Origin of the sequence: Rhizobium sp. M1, assembly GCF_002531805.1 — a bacterium.
Classification (GTDB): domain Bacteria; phylum Pseudomonadota; class Alphaproteobacteria; order Rhizobiales; family Rhizobiaceae; genus Rhizobium; species Rhizobium etli_C.
In genome coordinates, this window is record NZ_NWSW01000001.1 from 312375 (window position 1) to 330245 (window position 17871).

A 17871-nucleotide genomic window follows, 5' to 3' on the forward strand; every position below is an offset into this window, starting at 1 on the left:
ACGACGGAAAATCTGGATCGGCGCTACCTCCGCATGCCGCACAGCGAACGCGGCATGGTCATCGGCCTGTTCGGCGGTTCGTTCAATCCGCCGCATCAGGGCCACGCGCTTGTTGCCGAGATCGCCATCAAGCGGCTCGGCCTCGACCAGCTCTGGTGGATGGTGACCCCGGGCAATCCGCTGAAGAGCCGCAACCAGCTCGCACCGCTTACCGAACGCATTGCCGAAAGCGAGCGTGTCGCCGCCGATCCGCGCATCAAGGTCACCGCCTTCGAACAGGCGCTCGGCGTCAGCTACACCGCCAATACGCTGGCCCGCATCAAGGCCCGCAATCCGCATGTGCATTTCATCTGGATCATGGGCGCCGACAGCCTGCAGACCTTTCACAAATGGCAGAAGTGGCAGGAGATTGCCCGCACCTTCCCGATCGCCGTGATCGACCGGCCTGGCGCGACACTCTCCTATCTCTCCTCGAAGATGACGCGGACCTTCGATTTCGCCCGCATCGACGAGGACGACGCGCGCGTCCTCTGGAAGAAACCGGCACCGGCCTGGACCTTCATCCACGGACCGCGGTCCGGCCTGAGCTCGACGGCAATCCGCAACGGCGCGTTGCCGGGCGCAGTCAAATAGGCTGATTTTCAAGGAAATCCCAAAAACGAGAAAGCCCGACGGGGGAGGATCCGTCGGGCTTATGAACTCGATCGACAACTGGGAGGAGGAGTGTTGTCGATCCTGTCGAACGGCTTATGGGAGGAGGAGAAAGCCGTTTCGATGAGTGTGTTGTACCATATTCCTGAGGAAGTTGAATATCGATTTGTGCAATGCAGCAATGCTGGCGATGCAACACTGAAGGCGAGAGGCTTCGACTGCTGCCGATTTTATCGGCAAGGCGGACGAAAATGGGCATTGTCCCGGCGGGTCTTGTGGTTTGTCGTCGGCTTTCCCAGCCATATCAGTACTGCCAAATCTCCTGCTCTCGGAACAGCCATGCGCTTCATGAACGCGTGGATCCTCATCGCCAGCCAATAGGGTTATATTTCCGTGGATATATCCCTGGCCAAAACCGCGGTGTCGTTATATTCGTCAAGATATTTCGAATCCTGGGATAGAATCATGCAGAACCGCCGCCAATGGATGAAACTGGCAACCGCCGCGATCGCGGCTCTCTGGCTTGGCGCGGCAACGCTGCCGACACCGGCAGAAGCCGCCGAAAAGCTGACCGTCTTTGCCGCAGCAAGCCTCAAGGACGCGCTCGATGCCGCCAATGCCGCCTGGGCCAAGGAGAACGGCAAGGAAGCCGTCGCCTCCTATGCGGCAAGCGGCGCGCTCGCCAAACAGATCGAAAACGCGGCCCCTGCCGATATCTTCATCTCGGCCGACCCCGACTGGATGGATTACGTCGCCAAGAAGAACCTGATCAAGGCCGACAGCCGCACCAACCTGCTTGGAAACCGGATCGTGCTCGTTGCCGAAAAGGACAAGGCCAAGCCGGTCGAGATCAAGCAGGGCTTCGATCTTGCCGGTCTGCTCGGTGACGGCAAGCTGGCCATGGGTGAGCCGAAATCGGTTCCGGCCGGCAAATACGCCATGGCCGCGCTCGACAAGCTCGGCGTTTGGACATCGGTCGAAACCAAGGTCGCCGGCGCCGAAAGCGTGCGCGCCGCCCTTGCCCTGGTCTCCCGCGGCGAGGCGCCCTATGGCATCGTCTACCAGACCGACGCGACAGCCGATAAGGGTGTCGCCATCGTCGGCACCTTCCCGGCCGATTCCCACCCGCCGATCATCTATCCGGTCGCCATTCTTGCCGAGAGCAAGAACCCGGACGCCGCAGCCTATCTCGACTTCCTGAAATCCGATAAGGCAGCCGGCTTCTTCACGGCGCAGGGATTTACTGTCTTGAAATGATGGGCTGAATTGATTGCGGAATCGATGGTGACAGCTTAGCGTTAAGCTGCCCCTCACCCTAACCCTCTCCCCGTAAACGGGGCGAGGGGACGTGCCCAGCGAAACGTTGGCGAGGGACGGAAGGGTTGCGGCTGCTCCCCTTCGCCCCGCAAGCGGGGAGAAGGTGCCGGCAGGCGGATGAGGGGCAATCGGGTGACACCGGATTTTCCAGGGAGACAACTGCGTTTGGATATGTTCGGCCTGAGCGATGAAGAATGGACTGCGATCCTGCTCAGCCTGCGCGTCTCGGTGGTCGCCATGCTGGCGAGCCTGCCCCTCGGCATCCTGGTCGCTTTGCTGCTTGCCCGCGGCCGTTTCTGGGGCAAGTCGGTGCTGAACGGCATCGTTCACCTGCCGCTGATCCTGCCCCCCGTCGTCACCGGTTTTCTTCTCCTCATCCTCTTCGGCCGCCGTGGCCCGATCGGCAGCCTGCTCGACCAGTATTTCGGCATCGTCTTTTCCTTCCGCTGGACGGGTGCGGCACTCGCCTGCGCCGTCATGGCCTTTCCGCTGATGGTGCGCAGCATCCGCCTGTCGATCGAGGCGGTCGACCGCAAGCTCGAGGAGGCCGCCGGAACGCTGGGGGCCGGCCCGATCCTGGTCTTTCTGACGGTGACGCTGCCACTGACCCTGCCCGGCATCATCACCGGCATGATCCTTTCCTTCGCCAAGGCGATGGGCGAATTCGGCGCAACGATCACCTTCGTCTCCAACATTCCCGGCGAGACCCAGACCTTGTCGTCCGCCATCTACACCTTTACCCAGGTGCCCGGCGGCGATGCCGGCGCGCTGCGCCTGACGCTGGTCGCCGTCATCATTTCCATGACCGCCCTGCTCGCCTCCGAGTTCCTCGCGCGTTTCGCCGGCCGAAGGATTGATCCGGAATGACGTTGATCGTCGAGGCAAAACACAGGCTCGGCGCCTTTCTTCTCGACGCCGCCTTCACATCCGAAGGCGGCGTGACCGCGCTGTTCGGACGCTCCGGCTCCGGCAAGACCTCACTGATCCGCATCATCGCCGGCCTCGCCCGTCCGGACGAGGGCCGCGTTATCCTTGACGGCGAAACCCTGACCGAAACCAAAGCCGGCCGCTTCGTTCCGAAACACCGCCGTCATTTCGGTTATGTCTTCCAGGAGGCGCGGCTGTTCCCGCATCTCAGCGTCCGCGCCAATCTTTCCTACGGCCGCTGGTTCGCGCCAAGACCTGCACGCGGCGAGAGCTTCGATCACGTCGTCGACCTGCTCGGCATCGAGACGCTGCTGGATCGCAGCCCCGCCAAACTTTCCGGCGGCGAGAAGCAGCGGGTCGCGATCGGCCGCGCCCTTCTCTGCTCGCCCCGGCTGCTGTTGATGGACGAGCCGCTGGCCGCCCTCGACGAGGCGCGCAAGGCAGAGATCCTGCCCTATCTCGAGCGATTGCGGGATCAGACCGAAATCCCGATCGTCTATGTCAGCCATTCGATCGCCGAGGTGGCGCAGCTCGCAAACAAAGTGGTGGTCATGCGCGATGGCAGGGTGGAGGCGGTTGGCCCGGCCGTCGACATTTTGAGCCGCGCCTCTGCCGCCTTCGACCGGAAAGAAGCGGGCGCGCTGCTGCAAGGCATCGTCGAAACCTTCGACGCGCGTCATCGTCTCTCGACCGTCGCCCTCAAATCCGGCCGGCTGCATATTCCCGGCGCGGCACTCGCGCCCGGCAGTCCGGTCCGTATCCGCATCCCGTCGCGCGACGTCATGCTGGCGACGGCAAGACCGGAGGGGCTCAGTGCCCTCAACATTGTCGAAGGCAGGATCGAACAGTTATTTCAGGATACGGACGGAACGGTTGAAATCCGGCTCGACTGCGGCGGCGATAGCATCCTCTCGCGCGTCACCGCGCTCTCCTGCGAGCGCCTCGACCTTCGACCCGGCAAGACCGTCTTCGCCGTCATCAAGACGGTTGCCCTAGAACAGGATGATTTTAGGCCTAGTCGGCCTAAAATCTGAATCCTGTTCTAAATTAAAGGTTTAGAGCATGATGTCGTCCGAAAACCGCTCACACTTTTCGGCATCATGCTCTAGAGGCTTAGCCGTGCCCATCCCGCCGCGGGTTGCGCTTTGCCTCGAGCCAGGCAAGGTCCTCGGCAAGGCTCGCTTGCAAAATGCTTTCCATCCGGCGAAACCGCGCCAGCAGTTGCTCGCCGAACGGCGTCAGCGCCGCACCGCCGCCCTTCTGGCCGCCGCGTTGTGATTCCACCACCTGTTCGCAGAACATCCGGTTCATCTCGCTGACCAGCAGCCATGCGCGGCGATAGGACATATCCATCGCCCGCCCGGCTGCGGAGATCGATCCGGTCGCGCGGATGTGCTCCAGCAGCTCCATCTTGCCGCGTCCGAGCCGATCCTCATCCGGGAAGCTGATTCGCAAGATGGGAACGAGTGTTTTTGCGGCCGGATCGGTCATTCGAATCTGCAGATGGTGGAATTTCCGGCACTTTACGCTGCGCCCTGGAAACTGTACACCGCCCGGACAAGCAGCGAGGGCAGCAATATAGTTCAATTCGGTCGCCAGATCGGATTTTCCGCCGCTCCGTACGTTAGCACGTCTTGAAACATTAATGGTTTGATGCCTATCTTAACCATGATCCGGTCGTGATCGGATCTCGTGTTGTGCATGGCTTGTCATTCCAGGAAAGGGAAAGCACTGACAACAGTACACGCCAAGGGAAAAACGCTCGCCGTTCTCCCGAAGAGCGCAGAACGTGGCGCCGATGCCGCTGCCCGCGCCCTAGAAGCCGTCCTCGCCAGCCTCGAGGACTCCAAAGCCGAAGATATCGTCACCATCGACATTGCCGGAAAATCGGCGCTGGGAGACTACATGATCGTCGTCTCCGGCCGCTCGAACAGGCATGTCATGGCGATCTCGGACCACCTGCTCACCGATCTTAAGGACGAAGGCTTCGGTACGGCCCGCGTCGAAGGTCAGGAGGGCGGCGACTGGATCCTGATCGACACCGGTGACATTATCGTGCATGTGTTCCGTCCTGAAATCCGAGAGTTCTACAACATCGAAAAGATGTGGGCGGCTCCCGATATGGATGAAGAAACACGGCACTGACAGGCGGTCCGGCATTCTGACCGGCGCCTGAGACGTGGCATTGACTGGCTGGGAAACATCGTGAGCCGGCCGGTGGGCGCGCTTTGTGCGTCGTCAATGCCTCATGAGCGGGAGCGGGTGAATGCGCGTTGGTCTTTTTGCGGTGGGACGGCTGAAATCCGGCCCCGAAAAGGATCTTGCGGCCCGTTATTTTGATCGTTTCGCCAAGGCCGGCCCTGCGGTCGGCCTCGAACTTGCCCGTATCGCCGAGGTTGCCGAAAGCCGCGCTTCCAATGCGGAGACCCGCAAACGCGAGGAGGCGGCGATGCTGTTGAAATCGCTTGCCGAAGGCAGCGTCCTTATTCTTCTCGACGAACGCGGCAAGGCGCTCGACAGCGAAGCCTTCGCAAATCTGCTCGGCGCCTATCGCGACCAGGGCAAACGCGAGCTGATGATCGCAATCGGCGGCGCCGACGGCCTCGATCCCGCGCTCTACGATCGCGCCGACGCCACGCTCTGCCTGGGCAAAATGACCTGGCCGCACCAGCTCGTCCGCACGCTGATCGCCGAGCAGCTCTATCGCGCCGTCACCATCCTGTCCGGCCATCCCTATCACCGCGTCTGAAATGTTCCACGTGGAACTCAAGTCTTTGACGATGCGTCGCATTGTCACGCAGCCGTGTTTCGCGTGGCCGGCCGTTCGCTTGCAAACTTTCTGGCAAAGCGTGCCAAATCAGCTTAGTCTCCGCGCGATTTTGAGAGAGTGCCCCGACACGCATGACGACGACACCAACCAGGCGACACCGCATGATTCTGCCGGCACTTGCGGCCGGTTTTGGTGTCGCCGTCGTCGTCGTGTCCGCAAACACCTTCACCGTCCGGGCCCAGGAAGCCGCGCCGGAGGCGGCACAATCTGCAGCGCAGCCGCCGGCAACCGAGCCGCCGCCCGATCCGGCCGCTGATCTTGCCGCCAAACGCGATCAGACCCGCGCCGAGCTCGAAACCCTGTCGAAATCGATCAACCTTTCCTCGGACAAGGTGAGCGAACTCCAGCAAAGCATCGCCAATCTGGAAAAAAGCACGCAGAGCATCCGCCAGGCGCTGATCGAATCCGCCGCCCGCCGCAAGGGGCTCGAGAAGCAGATCCTCGAAAGCGAGAAGAAGCTGGCCGATCTCGGCGTCAAAGAGGATGGCATCCGCCGTTCGCTGCACGAGCGCCGCGGCTTGCTGGCCGAGGTATTGGCCGCACTCCAGCGCATGGGCCGCAACCCGCCTCCGGCTTTGCTGGTCACTCCCGATGACGCGCTCGCTTCCGTGCGCAGCGCCATCCTGCTCGGCGCCGTCGTGCCCGGCATCCGCAAGGAAACCGACAAGCTCGCCGCAGATCTTGCAAGCCTCGCCGCGCTGCAGACGGCAAGTGCGGCCGAGAAGGCCGGCCTGACGGCGACGATGACCGATAGCATCGAGGAAGAGCGGCGCATGGACCTGCTGCTTGCCGAAAACGACAAGCTCAGCCGCAGCAGCGCCGCCGAACTACAGGCCGAAAGGAAACGTTCGGAGGAGCTGGCGGGCAAGGCGACCAGCCTCGAAGGCCTCGTCGCCTCCATGGAATCCGAGATCGCTTCGGTGCGCGACGCGGCTGCCGCCGCCCGCCAGGCCGAGGAGAACCGCAAGCTCCTGACGGACGAGCAGCGGGCTCAGGCCAAGGCTCTGGCCGAGAGCGGCGTGCCCGATAAAAACCGCATTGCGCCCGCATATCCCTTCGGAGAATTGAAGGCCAAATTGGAGCTGCCGGTGGCAGGCGATATCCTGCGCCAGTTCGGCGATGCCGACGGCACCGGCCACGAAGCCATGGGCATGACGGTCGCCACCAACCCGGAGACAGTGGTGACGGCGCCTGCGGACGGCCTGGTGGTTTTCGCCGGCGCTTTCCGCAGTTACGGCCAGATGATCATTCTCGACGCGGGCGATGGATATCATCTGGTTCTCTCGGGAATGGATACGATCAATACCCGTCAGGGAAAGTTCGTTTTCTCCGGCGAGCCGCTCGCCGTGATGGGAGCGAAAAGAGTGGCAAGCGCAACTGCATTGGCGCTGGAAACGGACCGGCCAACGCTTTACATTGAATTTCGAAAAGACGGTAAACCGGTCGATTCCCGACCGTGGTGGACCGCCAAGGACACTGGAAAGGCACGCAATGATTCGTAGGGCTTCTCTTGTTCTGGTCGGCGCATTGATGGGTGCGACCGCGATGAGCGTCATTTACTCGGCAGGTGTGCCGGCAGAAGCGGCCGGATCCTCTACATACAAGGAACTCTCGGTATTTGGCGATGTCTTCGAACGTGTGCGTGCGCAGTACGTCACGCCGCCGGCCGAAGACAAGCTGATCGAGAATGCCATCAACGGCATGCTTTCCTCGCTCGATCCGCATTCGAGCTATATGAATGCGAAGGACGCCGAGGACATGCGCACCCAGACCAAGGGTGAGTTCGGCGGCCTCGGCATCGAAGTCACGATGGAAGACGAGCTCGTCAAGGTCATCACCCCGATCGACGATACGCCCGCCGCCAAGGCCGGCGTTCTCGCCGGCGACTACATCTCCGAGATCGACGGACAGTCCGTGCGCGGCCTGAAGCTGGAAGACGCGGTCGAGAAGATGCGTGGCGCCGTCAACACGCCGATCAAGCTGACGCTGATCCGCAAGGGCGCCGACAAGCCGATCGAGCTGACGATCGTCCGTGACGTCGTCGCCGTCCAGGCGGTCAAATCGCGCGTCGAGGACGATGTCGGTTACCTCCGCATCATCTCCTTCACCGAGAAGACCTATCCCGACATGGAAAAGGCGATCAAGAAGATCAAGGACACCGTTCCGGCCGACAAGCTGAAGGGTTACGTCCTCGACCTGCGCCTCAACCCGGGCGGCCTGCTCGACCAGGCGATCAATGTCTCCGACGCGCTGCTACAGCGCGGCGAGGTCGTCTCGACCCGCGGCCGCAATCCGGATGAAACCCGCCGCTTCAACGCCGGCCCGGGCGACCTGACCGACGGCAAGCCGGTCATCGTGCTGATCAACGGCGGTTCGGCCTCCGCATCGGAAATCGTTGCCGGCGCGCTTCAGGATCTGCGCCGCGCCACCGTTCTCGGCACCCGTTCCTTCGGCAAGGGTTCCGTCCAGACGATTATCCCGCTTGGCGAGAACGGCGCGCTGCGCTTGACCACGGCACTTTACTACACACCGTCGGGCCGCTCGATCCAGGGCACCGGCATCACGCCTGACATCAAGGTCGAAGAGCCGCTGCCGGAAGAACTGCAGGGCAAGATGGTGACCGAAGGCGAATCCAGCCTGCGCGGCCACATCAAGGGCCAGAGCGAAACCGATGAAGGTTCGGGCTCCGTTGCCTACGTGCCGCCGGATCCGAAGGATGACGTTCAGCTGAACTACGCGCTCGACCTTCTGCGCGGCAAGAAGACCGATCCGGCCTTCCCGCCGAACCCTGACAAGGCCGTCGTCGCCAAGTAATCGATCGTCGCAAGGCCGGGCACTCGCCCGGCCTTGACCCTTTATGCTGTTTCCCGGTTTTGGAGCGGGCGAGAAAATTGGGAACGGACCTGCATGCGCCTTTGGGGCGCAACCGCAAAACCGCCAGCCGGCGTCCTGGCGTGCTGCGCCTCGGCCGCATTGCAGCCAGCCTGTGCCTTTTCGCGATAGGCGGCTTTTCTCTCTATACCGCCTTTCGGGGCGACGGGCTGGAGCGCGCCAAACCGCCGGCGGCCGAACAGGCCGCAACCCAAGCGTCCGGCAAACCGCCAACGACCGCTGCCGACCAGGCGGTGGACGGAATGCCCCGCGCCGATCCACGCTCGGGCGCCAATGTCGAACAGATGATCACCGGCGATGGCTCCGTCGTCACCAAATACAGTCCCCGCCCGCGCGACGGCAGCGGGCCGGTGCTGGTCGATGCCATGCAGATCGGCCAGGATCCGCGCATGGCAGCCCAGCCCAATGAAGCGCTGCTCGAAGACACCGCGTTTGGCAGGCTGCCGATCGTCGGCCCCGACGGCCGGCGGCCGATGGACCAATATGCCCGCCCCTCATCCGGCGCACGCGGGATCCGCATTGCCATCGTCGTCAGCGGCCTTGGGCTCAGCCAGACGGGGACGCAGCGCGCCATCGCCGAATTGCCGGAGGAAATCACCCTCGCCTTTGCCGCAAGCGGCAACAGCCTGCAGCGCTGGATGCAGGAAGCCCGCCGCGGCGGCCACGAGATTCTTCTGCAGGTCCCGCTCGAGCCATTTGATTATCCGGCCAATGATCCCGGTCCGGAGACCCTGCTGACCTCGAAGCCGGTGGCCCGCAACATCGAGAACCTGCACAAGGCGATGGGTGAGATCACCAATTACACCGGCATCATGAACTATCTCGGCGGCCGTTTCCTCTCCGACCCCGCCGCCATGGAACCTGTCATGCGTGATATCGGCAAACGCGGCCTGCTCTTCCTCGACGACGGCACGTCGGCACAGTCGAAAACGGCGACGGTCGCCAAGGGCACCGAACTGCCTTATGCCTTTGCCGACCTGCAGCTCGACGGCCAGGTCGATATCAGCGCCATCCTGAAGAAGCTCGACGAGCTCGAACGCATCGCCCGCAAGAATGGCCAGGCGATCGGCATCGCCTCGGCTTTCGACGAAAGCGTCGACGCCATCGCCAAATGGAGCGAGGAAGCGTCCATGCGCGGCATCGAGATCGTCGGCGTCGCGGCGCTTTCCAACGACCCGAGAAGCCCCTGAGATAATTCCTGAACGGAGAAGAAGATGAGCCAGGCGACCGTGAAAGCCGAGGATCTGCCCTACCGTCCCTGCGTCGGCGTCATGATCCTGAACCGCGATGGCCTGGTCTGGGCCGGGCGACGGATCCCCGACGGCAATTCCGAATATGACGGCTCGCCGCAGCTGTGGCAGATGCCCCAGGGTGGCATCGACAAGGGCGAGGATCCCTTGGACGCCGCCTATCGTGAGCTCTATGAGGAAACCGGGATCAGAACGGTGACCCTGCTTGCCGAAGCAAGAGATTGGATCAACTATGATCTGCCGCCGGCGCTGATCGGCATCGGACTGAAAGGGAAATTCCGCGGCCAGACACAGCGCTGGTTCGCCTTCCGCTTCGAGGGCGACGAAAGCGAGATCGCCATCAACCCGCCGCCGGGCGGCCATGAGCCGGAATTCGACGCCTGGGAATGGAAGCCGATGCAGGAGCTGCCCGGTCTGATCGTCCCCTTCAAGCGCGCCGTCTATGACCAAGTGATCGCCGAGTTCCGGCATCTGGCAGCGCTGCAGGCCGAAGACTGAGCGCCCGTTTGCGGCTCGCAGGTGTGAGATGCCGGCCGCGCGGAGCGGCCGGCGTTCCTATCCGAATTATTCGGCTTCGTTGGCGGAATCGGCGTTGAGCTGGCCGTATTTGCTCTCACCGATTTTCTCGAGCAGATCGATCTGCGTTTCGAGGAAGTCGATATGGCCTTCCTCATCCGCCAGCAGTTCTTCGAAAAGTTTCATGGAAACGTAGTCGCCGGCCTCGTGACAGATATCACGCGACTTCTTGTAGGCCGTGCGGGCGTCATATTCGCCGGCAAGATCGGCTTCCAGCACTTCCTTGACGTTCTGGCCGATGCGCAGAGGCGCCAGTGTCTGCAGGTTGGGATGGCCTTCGAGGAAGATGATGCGCGCGACAAGCCTGTCGGCATGGTGCATCTCTTCGATGGATTCGGCACGCTCCTTCTTGGCGAGCTTGGTGTAGCCCCAGTCCTCGAGAAGCCGATAATGAACCCAATATTGATTGACCGCGCCGAGCTCGAGGAACAGTGCCTCGTTAAGCCGCTCGATGACCTTTTTGTCGCCTTTCAATGTCCGCTCTCCTGTTTTCCTCATGGAATTGTTTCAAGCGTGACATGAAATCAAATATTTCGGTCTCCGTCGAGTGGCGACGGGCGTGATATTCCTCGGTCGTCTGGATAATGATATCGACCACATTGGGGAAGCAGCCGCAGCAACGGCCGCGTTTTTCCATCGCGTGGTAGACCTTCGCAGGCACGATAAGCTGCCAACAGTCTTCGTCGAGAAGGTTGGTGATAACCTCCCGGATTTCCTTGTCGGTTATATAATTGCAGCTGCAGACAAGCACGTCTTCATTTCCAAACATGACACTGACTATCGTGTTTTCTGCTAAAGAAGATGGTGGCTGTCAAGAAAAAATTCGAGTCCGGCCCCATCGGGCAGCAGCGATGGGCAACGCTTGTTGCAGATTATCTAAATTATGGGGGCGATTCCGGGCGGTAACGCCCACACACAATGAAGGCATGTCCGGATGATTTCGACCGGCGCGGCGCACGTCAATGAAAATTCCGCCCGCGCGGCATGACTTCGGCGGTTTCCGCCACGCCCGCATGGCGGCCTGCGGCCAGCACCCGTTTTTCCAATTCCGCCCCCTTCCGCGCGTCGGCGATCTGCCGTTGGTCGCCTCCCGGTCTCAGCACCTCGTCCGAACGCTCGCAGGCGCCGAAACGGCGCGCCTCGCGTTGCAGGATGCCGAGCGCCGGTGTCATGTCCTCGATATGCTCGACGACCGTATGGATCACGCCGCTATGGCTTTGCAGCCTGCCGCGGATTTTTACGAGCCGAGCCCCCATGACGATCGCCCGGTATTTGTCGAATACCTTGTTCCAGACGATCGCATTGGCGACCCCGGTCTCATCCTCCAGCGTCATGAAGATCACGCCCTTGGCCGAACCCGGCCGCTGGCGCACGAGCACCAGCCCGGCGATCGTCACCCTCTTTCCGTTCGGCACTCTGAGAAGATCGACATTGCGAGTGATGCCGATCTTCCGGAACTCCTCGCGCAGGAAGGAGACCGGATGCGCTTTCAGCGACAGGGAGAGATAACGATAGTCCTCGATCACCTGCTCTCCCGGCAGCATATCCGGCAGCACCGCCGCGGGTTCTGGCTGAAGGTCGACATGACGGACCTGTTCGAAAAGGGGCAGTTCTTCGGCTGCACTCTTCACATCCAGTGCCCGCACAGCCCAAAGCGCTTCGCGCCGTGACAGATGAATGGATCGGAACGCATCCGCATCCGCCAGCCGCTCGATGACCGATTTCTGCAGGCCGGACCGCAGCCAGAGATCACGCACCGTACTGTATCCTTGACCGCGATTGTCGACGAGCCGTTTCATATCGTCCGGCGAGAGACCCTTGATCTGCCGGAAACCCAGCCGCACCGCATGCCGGGTCTTGATGATCCCGCGCATCTCGCCATGCCGGAAATCGACGGCCTTCCGGTCGAAGGCAGCCTCCTCAAGGGTACAATCCCAGTCCGATTCATTGATGTCGACCGGCAGGATCTTTACTCCATGCTCGCGCGCATCCCGCACCAGCTGGGCCGGCGCATAGAATCCCATCGGCTGGGAGTTCAGCATCGCCGCGCAGAAGACATCGGGATAATAGGCCTTGAGCCATGAAGAGGCATAAACCAGCAGCGCGAAGGAAGCGGCATGGCTTTCCGGAAAGCCGTACTCACCGAAACCTTTGATCTGATTGAAACATTGTTTTGCGAACTCGGGATCGTAATCCTTTGAGACCATTCCCTCGATGAAGCGCTTCTCGAAATCGCCGATCGTACCGGTTCGCTTGAATGTCGCCATCGCCCTGCGAAGTTTGTCGGCCTCTGCCGGCCTGAAGCCTGCAGCGGTGATCGCGATCTGCATCGCCTGCTCCTGAAACAGGGGCACGCCGAGGGTTCTTTCGAGGACCGCTTCCAGCTCCTTGCTCGGATATTCGATCGGGATGTTCCTGGCGCGCTGTTCTCGGCGTTTCAGATAGGGATGGACCATATCGCCCTGGATCGGCCCCGGCCGGACGATCGCCACCTCGATGACGAGGTCGTAGAATATCTTCGGCTTCAGGCGCGGCAGCATGCTCATCTGCGCCCGGCTTTCAATCTGGAAGACGCCAAGCGTATCGGCCCGGCCCATCATCTCATAGACCGGTTTGCCCTCGTCCCCATGCTCCCTGTTGCCGAGGTCTGCGAGCGTCTTCTTGACATCATAATGCAGTTCAAGCAGCGAAAAGGCCTTCCGCAGGCAGGTCAGCATGCCGAGCGCCAGCACATCCACTTTAAGGATCTTGACGTTGTCGAGATCGTCCTTGTCCCATTCGATCATGTAGCGATCCGGCATCGCCGTCTTCATGATCGGCACGACCTCGTCGAGCCGGTCCCGTGTGATGACGAAGCCGCCGACATGCTGGGTGAGGTGGCGCGGGAAGCCGAGAAGCTCGGAGGCATATTTCAGCACATTCCGGGTCACCGGATCCTTGACGTCGAGACCGGCCGCCTTGGCATCCCTCTCGGAAAGATTGTCCTCCGACCAACCCCAGACGAGGCTGCTGATCGCCGACTGAACATCCTCCGACAGGCCGAAGGCCTTGGCGACCTCGCGGCCGGCCGAACGGGTGCGGTAGGTGGTAACCCCTGCCGTCAGCCCGGCATGTTCTCTCTTGTAGTTTTTGTAGATGCACTGGATGACCTCTTCACGCCGGTCATGTTCGAAATCGACGTCGATATCCGGCGGTTCGTCGCGATCCATCGAAATGAAGCGGTCGAAGAGCAGCGTGCTCTTTTGAGGGTCAACTTCCGTTATTTCGAGACAATAGCAGATGACCGAATTTGCCGCCGATCCGCGCCCCTGGCACAAGACCTTGAGGTCATAACGGGCGTGTTGGATGATCCTGTGAACCGTCAGGAAGTAGGAGGCGTAGTTCTTCTTTCCGATGAGATCGAGTTCATACTCGATCTGCGGCGCAACTTTGGCCGGAATCCCCTCGGGATAGCGCTTTGCCGCCCCCGCCCTTGTCAGTCTCTCGAGGGTCTCCTGCGGCGTTTCGCCAGGATCGTTTTCAGGCGGATAATTATGCTCCAGTTCCTTCAGTGAAAAGGTCAACTTCCCGAAAAAGGTCTGCGTATTTTCGATCGCACCAGGATAGTCCCGGAAGATCCGGACCATTTCACGTGAATCCTTGAGGTAGCGCTCGGCATTCGGTGCCAGCAGGAATCCGGCTTGCGATATCTGCACATGCTCCCGGATCGCGATCACGACATCCGAAAGCGGCCGGCGTTCAGGATGGTGGTAAAGTGGCTGGTTGGTGGCAATCAACGGCACGCGATTTCGGGCGGCAAGCATGGCAAGCACCGCAAAGACCTGCCTATCGCGGCCGTCATAGGCCGGCGCCAACGCCATAAAAAAAGCCTTGCGGAACCGTCTGCGAAACCGCTCCAGACAATCTTCCAGCGTCGACTGGCCCTGCTGATGATCGACAAGGGTACGATCCGGAACGAGGGCAAGCATCATCTCGTCTCCCCATTCCATGAGCTCTTCTTCCGTCAGGATGCAGGTTCCCTTGACCGCTTCCTCCTTCAGATTGCCGGCGCTGAGAAGCCGGCAGAGATTTGCCCAACCGCGGCGGTTTCTGGGATAGGCGAGAATGTCGGGCGTATCATCGCAGAAGACGAGACGGGCACCCGGCTGAACCCTGACCGGATCGAGGATTTCCTCGCCTTCCTTCGCCTGAAAATCCGTCTCATGTCTGTTCTTGTACTTCTCCTCGAGCTGCAACGCCTGCGCATGCGCCCTGACCACGCCGGCAACCGAATTCCTGTCCGCAATCCCGAGGCCGCCGAGCCGGAGATGGGCGGCCTGTACGACCATCTCCTCGGGGCCGGAGGCGCCTTCGAGAAACGAGAAATTCGTCCTCGCGCCAATCTCGAAGAATGCACGTTCGGCCTTCATGCGAATACCCCGTGCATGAACCAGCGAGGGTCGAGCTCCTGACCATAGAAACCTCGACGATAGATCCAGAAGCGATGTCCGGCCTCGTCCTCGATACGGAAATAATCGCGCGCCTCCGCGTCGCTTCCGTCGATCCACCACTCCATGGCAATCCGCTCAGGACCTTCGCTTTTTGCCACTTGATGCTGCATGCGCCGCCAGCGGAAGATCTGCGGCGGGCCATCCGGCACTTCGGCGAGTACGGTCTCGACAGGCTCCGGCGTTGCAAAAAGCCGCAACGGACGCTCTTCGCGGAAAGGGAGAGGACCGCTCTGTTCCGCCTTCCCCCGTCTTGAAAGCTTATCCATCGTCGGAACTGCGATGACGGCGCGTTCCGGCACATGGCTCTCACGGAGTTGGAAGCTTTGCAGGCAATCCGCACCCAGCCGGGCGGAGACACGGTCGACGAAAGCCGAAAGGGAGATTTCTCCCTGACGATCGCCCTCGAAATCAGCCTGCGCTTCGTTGAAGGGATCATGCTGCAACACATTCAGCCGCACGATCTCGAAACCATAGCCGGCATCGAGATCGTCATAGACCGCCTGCAGTCGTTCGGAAAAAAGCCCGGCGATAAATTTCGGTTCGCGAAGCGGTTGCGAAGCGCCGACGGAAATACGGAAGACCCTGCCGTCGACGCGGAATAGAACCAATTCGAACACCCGCCCGCCGGCGCCTCGTGCCTCCAGCGACGGCTGCAGCGACACGGCGACTTGCCTGGTGACGGCAAGGATCTGTTCCTCCGTTCCGATGGGCTCGATCAGGCGGCTTTCGGCCGAAAGACTGGCGACGGGGCGACGGGGCGAAACCGGTTCTTCTTCATGCCCTAGCGCCTGGTCGAGACGCAAAAGCAATTCCGGCCCGAACCGGCGGGTCAGCGGCGCCCGCGGCGCATTGATGACGTCGCCGATATATTTCAGGCCGAGTTTCTTCAGCGCATCGACGGTTTGCCCTTGCAGCCGCAAGGCTGCGATCGGCAAAGACATCAGCACACGCTCCGTCTCCTCATCCCCGATCACGCCGCTTTGCCCGAAACGCGACACGGCCCAGGAAAGGCCCGGCGACGATGAGATCGCGCCGCGCGCATCGATCCCCATATGAAAGAGCCGCGACAGAACATCCTTGAGAAGCGCCTTCTCACCGCCGAAAAGATGCGTGCAGCCGGTAATGTCGAGAAACAGACCGTCCTTGCCGTCGAACGCCACCAAAGGCGTATAACGGTCGCACCAGTCGGCAATTGCTTCCAGCAGCCGGCGGTCGGCGGCCGGATCTTCTTCCACCACCTCGAGCGTCGGATACATGGCGCGCACCTCGGCAACGCCCTGATCCTTCTTCAGCCCCAGCCGCTCGGCCAATTCGTCCAGTGCCGTCAGCCGCATGGCATTGTTGAGCTTGGCCGAACAGACGATGGCCGGCGCCTCAGGACGCTCTTTCGAACGCCAGGAGGGCCCCCATCGCCTGCGGGCGATACGGTCGGTTGGTAGATGCGGGAAGCTGAGCGCCAGAATGCGCTGACTGTTCGCCTGGAGGACGAATGAGGTTTGGTTCGATGACAGGGAAAAATTCGCGTTCATGGGGGCTCCACTCCAGGAGAAAGGAGAGCGGGGCCGGATTGCGGCTCTTCTCCAGCGTGAGACGGAAAATCGGATTGCCGATGCTGCCGGCAAGCTTCGATCCGTCCGGTAACGGCCGCAGAGCAGACGGTCCCGGTTCGACATGCAGGCGCAAGGCCGCACTGCTGGCCTCCTCCGCCCCTGCCTGCCGCACGACAAAGAGCGGACGGCGGGCAGCATGCGCCCTGAGACTGAGCCTGCGGCTTTCGGTCAGGCCGAAATGCACAGGGTTGCCCCGCACTTCGAGGATGACGACCGAGAAAGCAGCGCTTTCCACCGCCGCCTCCGCCAGCCAGAGCGCTTCGTCCAGCTTGCGCGGCGCGGCATGGAGAAATCGCTCAGGGCTCAACCCGAAATCCCGAAGCCCGGGAGCATAGGGACGGCCGGCCTCCAGCGTACCGACTGCATCGCCGATCCAGAGCAGCGGCATCAGCCTGCCGGCATCTGATTCCTGTTTCTGCAGCCGCGCGGCAACAGCCATCGCCAGTCCGCTTGCCGCGCCGGCGTCGCGAGACAGCGCGGAACGGAATTCGGTAATCGCATCGAGGGGCAGGCCGCCCTCCAGCGCCCGATCGAGAAGCTCCAGCCCGAACGGCAGGGATGGCAGAATGCGCTCCTGGCGCGTCTTGCGTCCTTCCGCCAAGGCTTCCCGCTCCGCGGCCGCAAATGCCGGCGCGGGCTTTCCTTCCAGTCTGGCAATGGTTTCGCGGAGCGCAAAAAGCCGCTCGCGCGCCAGGGCGTTCTGCGCCATGGCGTTCACTCCGATCCGTCTTGTTCCTGTTATGTTCTTATAGATTCCAGAGAGCTAATGAAGAGTCAACAATCATTTTCTATGAATTTATTCCTGCCTTTGATTCCGCACTCGAAAATCGGCAATAAAGGTTCTATATGGGCCCGCAAAGGAAGGAATATTCATGGCCCGCATAGACCAGAGCGATGATTGGCGGGACCGCCATGCGCCGACGATCAGCACCTTCGAGTCGCTGGCCATGGAGGCCTACAGCCATCTGCCGGATGAATTCCGCCAGCTGACGACCAACCTCACGATCGAGATCGAGGACTTCCCCGATGACGACGTTTTCGAGGACATGGCGCTGGAAACCCCTTTCGATCTGCTCGGCCTTTTCGAGGGCAGGGGCATTTCCGAACGTTTCACGGTGGAAACCGGCGAAATGCCGAACCGCATCCGCCTCTACCGGCGCCCCATTCTCGATTACTGGGCGGAGAACGACGAGACGCTCGGCGATATCATCACCCATGTCCTGATCCACGAGATCGGCCACCATTTCGGGCTGAGCGACGATGATATGGAGCGGATCGAGGCCAGCGCCGAGGAAGCCGCGGAGCGTTAGGCGTCTATCCTGGAATTA

General features: G+C 61.4%; 17 protein-coding genes and 1 pseudogene. 12 read left to right on the plus strand and 6 right to left on the minus strand.

Annotated features, from left to right (window positions below):
* Nucleotides 1–33 precede the first annotated feature (33 nt).
* From CO655_RS01525 to modC, 5 genes are all read left to right on the plus strand, one after another.
* The gene (locus CO655_RS01525; protein WP_245423742.1) at nt 34–633 is read left to right on the plus strand and encodes a nicotinate-nucleotide adenylyltransferase; all 600 of its coding nucleotides are present in this window, start codon (nt 34–36) and stop codon (nt 631–633) included.
* A 93-nt stretch (nt 634–726) separates the two neighbouring features.
* Complete coding sequence (locus tag CO655_RS01530; RefSeq protein WP_097663571.1) at nt 727–1032, plus strand: hypothetical protein; 306 nt, start codon at nt 727–729, stop codon at nt 1030–1032.
* An 84-nt stretch (nt 1033–1116) separates the two neighbouring features.
* Nucleotides 1117–1908: a molybdate ABC transporter substrate-binding protein gene (gene modA, locus CO655_RS01535; RefSeq protein WP_097663572.1), complete on the plus strand. Its 792-nt coding sequence runs from the start codon at nt 1117–1119 to the stop codon at nt 1906–1908.
* A 225-nt stretch (nt 1909–2133) separates the two neighbouring features.
* Nucleotides 2134–2835, plus strand: coding sequence for a molybdate ABC transporter permease subunit (modB, locus tag CO655_RS01540; RefSeq protein ID WP_097583129.1), 702 nt, complete (start codon nt 2134–2136; stop codon nt 2833–2835).
* Nucleotides 2832–3929 (plus strand): molybdenum ABC transporter ATP-binding protein, encoded by a 1098-nt coding sequence (gene modC / locus CO655_RS01545; RefSeq protein ID WP_097663574.1) that lies wholly within the window; start codon nt 2832–2834, stop codon nt 3927–3929. The genes modB and modC overlap by 4 nt, the downstream gene beginning before the upstream one ends.
* 79 nt (nt 3930–4008) lie before the next feature.
* Here modC and CO655_RS01550 read toward each other — a convergent pair whose 3' ends face one another.
* On the minus strand, nt 4009–4386 hold the full coding sequence (locus CO655_RS01550) for a winged helix-turn-helix domain-containing protein (RefSeq protein ID WP_010031295.1): 378 nt from the start codon (nt 4384–4386) through the stop codon (nt 4009–4011).
* 210 nt (nt 4387–4596) lie between these two features.
* On the opposite strand from CO655_RS01550, the gene rsfS reads away from it, so the two are divergent.
* The 6 genes from rsfS to CO655_RS01580 all read left to right on the plus strand — a co-directional run bounded on the left by rsfS (nt 4597) and on the right by CO655_RS01580 (nt 10365).
* Nucleotides 4597–5040 (plus strand): ribosome silencing factor, encoded by a 444-nt coding sequence (gene rsfS, locus CO655_RS01555; protein WP_064683947.1) that lies wholly within the window; start codon nt 4597–4599, stop codon nt 5038–5040.
* 121 nt (nt 5041–5161) lie between these two features.
* Nucleotides 5162–5644, plus strand: a complete 483-nt coding sequence (gene rlmH, locus CO655_RS01560; protein WP_096769794.1) for a 23S rRNA (pseudouridine(1915)-N(3))-methyltransferase RlmH — start codon at nt 5162–5164, stop codon at nt 5642–5644.
* A 182-nt stretch (nt 5645–5826) separates the two neighbouring features.
* Nucleotides 5827–7227: a murein hydrolase activator EnvC gene (locus CO655_RS01565; protein ID WP_097663575.1), complete on the plus strand. Its 1401-nt coding sequence runs from the start codon at nt 5827–5829 to the stop codon at nt 7225–7227.
* Nucleotides 7217–8539, plus strand: a complete 1323-nt coding sequence (locus tag CO655_RS01570) for a S41 family peptidase (protein ID WP_003543943.1) — start codon at nt 7217–7219, stop codon at nt 8537–8539. The genes CO655_RS01565 and CO655_RS01570 overlap by 11 nt, the downstream gene beginning before the upstream one ends.
* Before the next feature lie 77 nt (nt 8540–8616).
* Complete coding sequence (locus CO655_RS01575; protein ID WP_097605825.1) at nt 8617–9807, plus strand: divergent polysaccharide deacetylase family protein; 1191 nt, start codon at nt 8617–8619, stop codon at nt 9805–9807.
* Between the two features lie 24 nt (nt 9808–9831).
* The gene (locus CO655_RS01580) at nt 9832–10365 is read left to right on the plus strand and encodes an RNA pyrophosphohydrolase (RefSeq protein WP_097605824.1); all 534 of its coding nucleotides are present in this window, start codon (nt 9832–9834) and stop codon (nt 10363–10365) included.
* Nucleotides 10366–10431: 66 nt separating this feature from the next.
* Here CO655_RS01580 and bfr read toward each other — a convergent pair whose 3' ends face one another.
* From bfr to CO655_RS34210, 5 genes and pseudogenes are all read right to left on the minus strand, one after another.
* The gene (bfr, locus tag CO655_RS01585; RefSeq protein ID WP_064683952.1) at nt 10432–10917 is read right to left on the minus strand and encodes a bacterioferritin; all 486 of its coding nucleotides are present in this window, start codon (nt 10915–10917) and stop codon (nt 10432–10434) included.
* Nucleotides 10883–11282: pseudogene (locus CO655_RS01590) on the minus strand ((2Fe-2S)-binding protein). Before CO655_RS01590 ends, bfr begins: the two are co-directional and overlap by 35 nt.
* Nucleotides 11283–11402: 120 nt before the next feature.
* The gene (locus CO655_RS01595; protein ID WP_097663576.1) at nt 11403–14852 is read right to left on the minus strand and encodes an error-prone DNA polymerase; all 3450 of its coding nucleotides are present in this window, start codon (nt 14850–14852) and stop codon (nt 11403–11405) included.
* The gene (locus CO655_RS01600) at nt 14849–16396 is read right to left on the minus strand and encodes a DNA polymerase Y family protein (RefSeq protein ID WP_280953060.1); all 1548 of its coding nucleotides are present in this window, start codon (nt 16394–16396) and stop codon (nt 14849–14851) included. The genes CO655_RS01595 and CO655_RS01600 overlap by 4 nt, the downstream gene beginning before the upstream one ends.
* Nucleotides 16308–17252: a hypothetical protein gene (locus tag CO655_RS34210; protein ID WP_245423740.1), complete on the minus strand. Its 945-nt coding sequence runs from the start codon at nt 17250–17252 to the stop codon at nt 16308–16310. Before CO655_RS34210 ends, CO655_RS01600 begins: the two co-directional genes overlap by 89 nt.
* 163 nt (nt 17253–17415) lie before the next feature.
* On the opposite strand from CO655_RS34210, the gene CO655_RS01605 reads away from it, so the two are divergent.
* Nucleotides 17416–17853, plus strand: a complete 438-nt coding sequence (locus CO655_RS01605) for a metallopeptidase family protein (protein ID WP_008528622.1) — start codon at nt 17416–17418, stop codon at nt 17851–17853.
* Nucleotides 17854–17871: the final 18 nt, after the last annotated feature.

Excerpts from the sequence above, each read along its gene's own strand:
- CO655_RS01595 (WP_097663576.1), bottom strand. The coding sequence starts at position 14,852 with ATGAAGGCCGAACGTGCATTCTTCGAGATTGGCGCGAGGACGAATTTC.
- CO655_RS34210 (WP_245423740.1), bottom strand. The coding sequence starts at position 17,252 with ATGGCGCAGAACGCCCTGGCGCGCGAGCGGCTTTTTGCGCTCCGCGAA.
- rsfS (WP_064683947.1), top strand. The coding sequence starts at position 4,597 with ATGGCTTGTCATTCCAGGAAAGGGAAAGCACTGACAACAGTACACGCC.
- rlmH (WP_096769794.1), top strand. The coding sequence starts at position 5,162 with ATGCGCGTTGGTCTTTTTGCGGTGGGACGGCTGAAATCCGGCCCCGAA.
- modC (WP_097663574.1), top strand. The coding sequence starts at position 2,832 with ATGACGTTGATCGTCGAGGCAAAACACAGGCTCGGCGCCTTTCTTCTC.
- CO655_RS01605 (WP_008528622.1), top strand. The coding sequence starts at position 17,416 with ATGGCCCGCATAGACCAGAGCGATGATTGGCGGGACCGCCATGCGCCG.
- modA (WP_097663572.1), top strand. The coding sequence starts at position 1,117 with ATGCAGAACCGCCGCCAATGGATGAAACTGGCAACCGCCGCGATCGCG.
- CO655_RS01565 (WP_097663575.1), top strand. The coding sequence starts at position 5,827 with ATGATTCTGCCGGCACTTGCGGCCGGTTTTGGTGTCGCCGTCGTCGTC.
- CO655_RS01580 (WP_097605824.1), top strand. The coding sequence starts at position 9,832 with ATGAGCCAGGCGACCGTGAAAGCCGAGGATCTGCCCTACCGTCCCTGC.
- CO655_RS01550 (WP_010031295.1), bottom strand. The coding sequence starts at position 4,386 with ATGACCGATCCGGCCGCAAAAACACTCGTTCCCATCTTGCGAATCAGC.
- CO655_RS01525 (WP_245423742.1), top strand. The coding sequence starts at position 34 with ATGCCGCACAGCGAACGCGGCATGGTCATCGGCCTGTTCGGCGGTTCG.
- CO655_RS01570 (WP_003543943.1), top strand. The coding sequence starts at position 7,217 with ATGATTCGTAGGGCTTCTCTTGTTCTGGTCGGCGCATTGATGGGTGCG.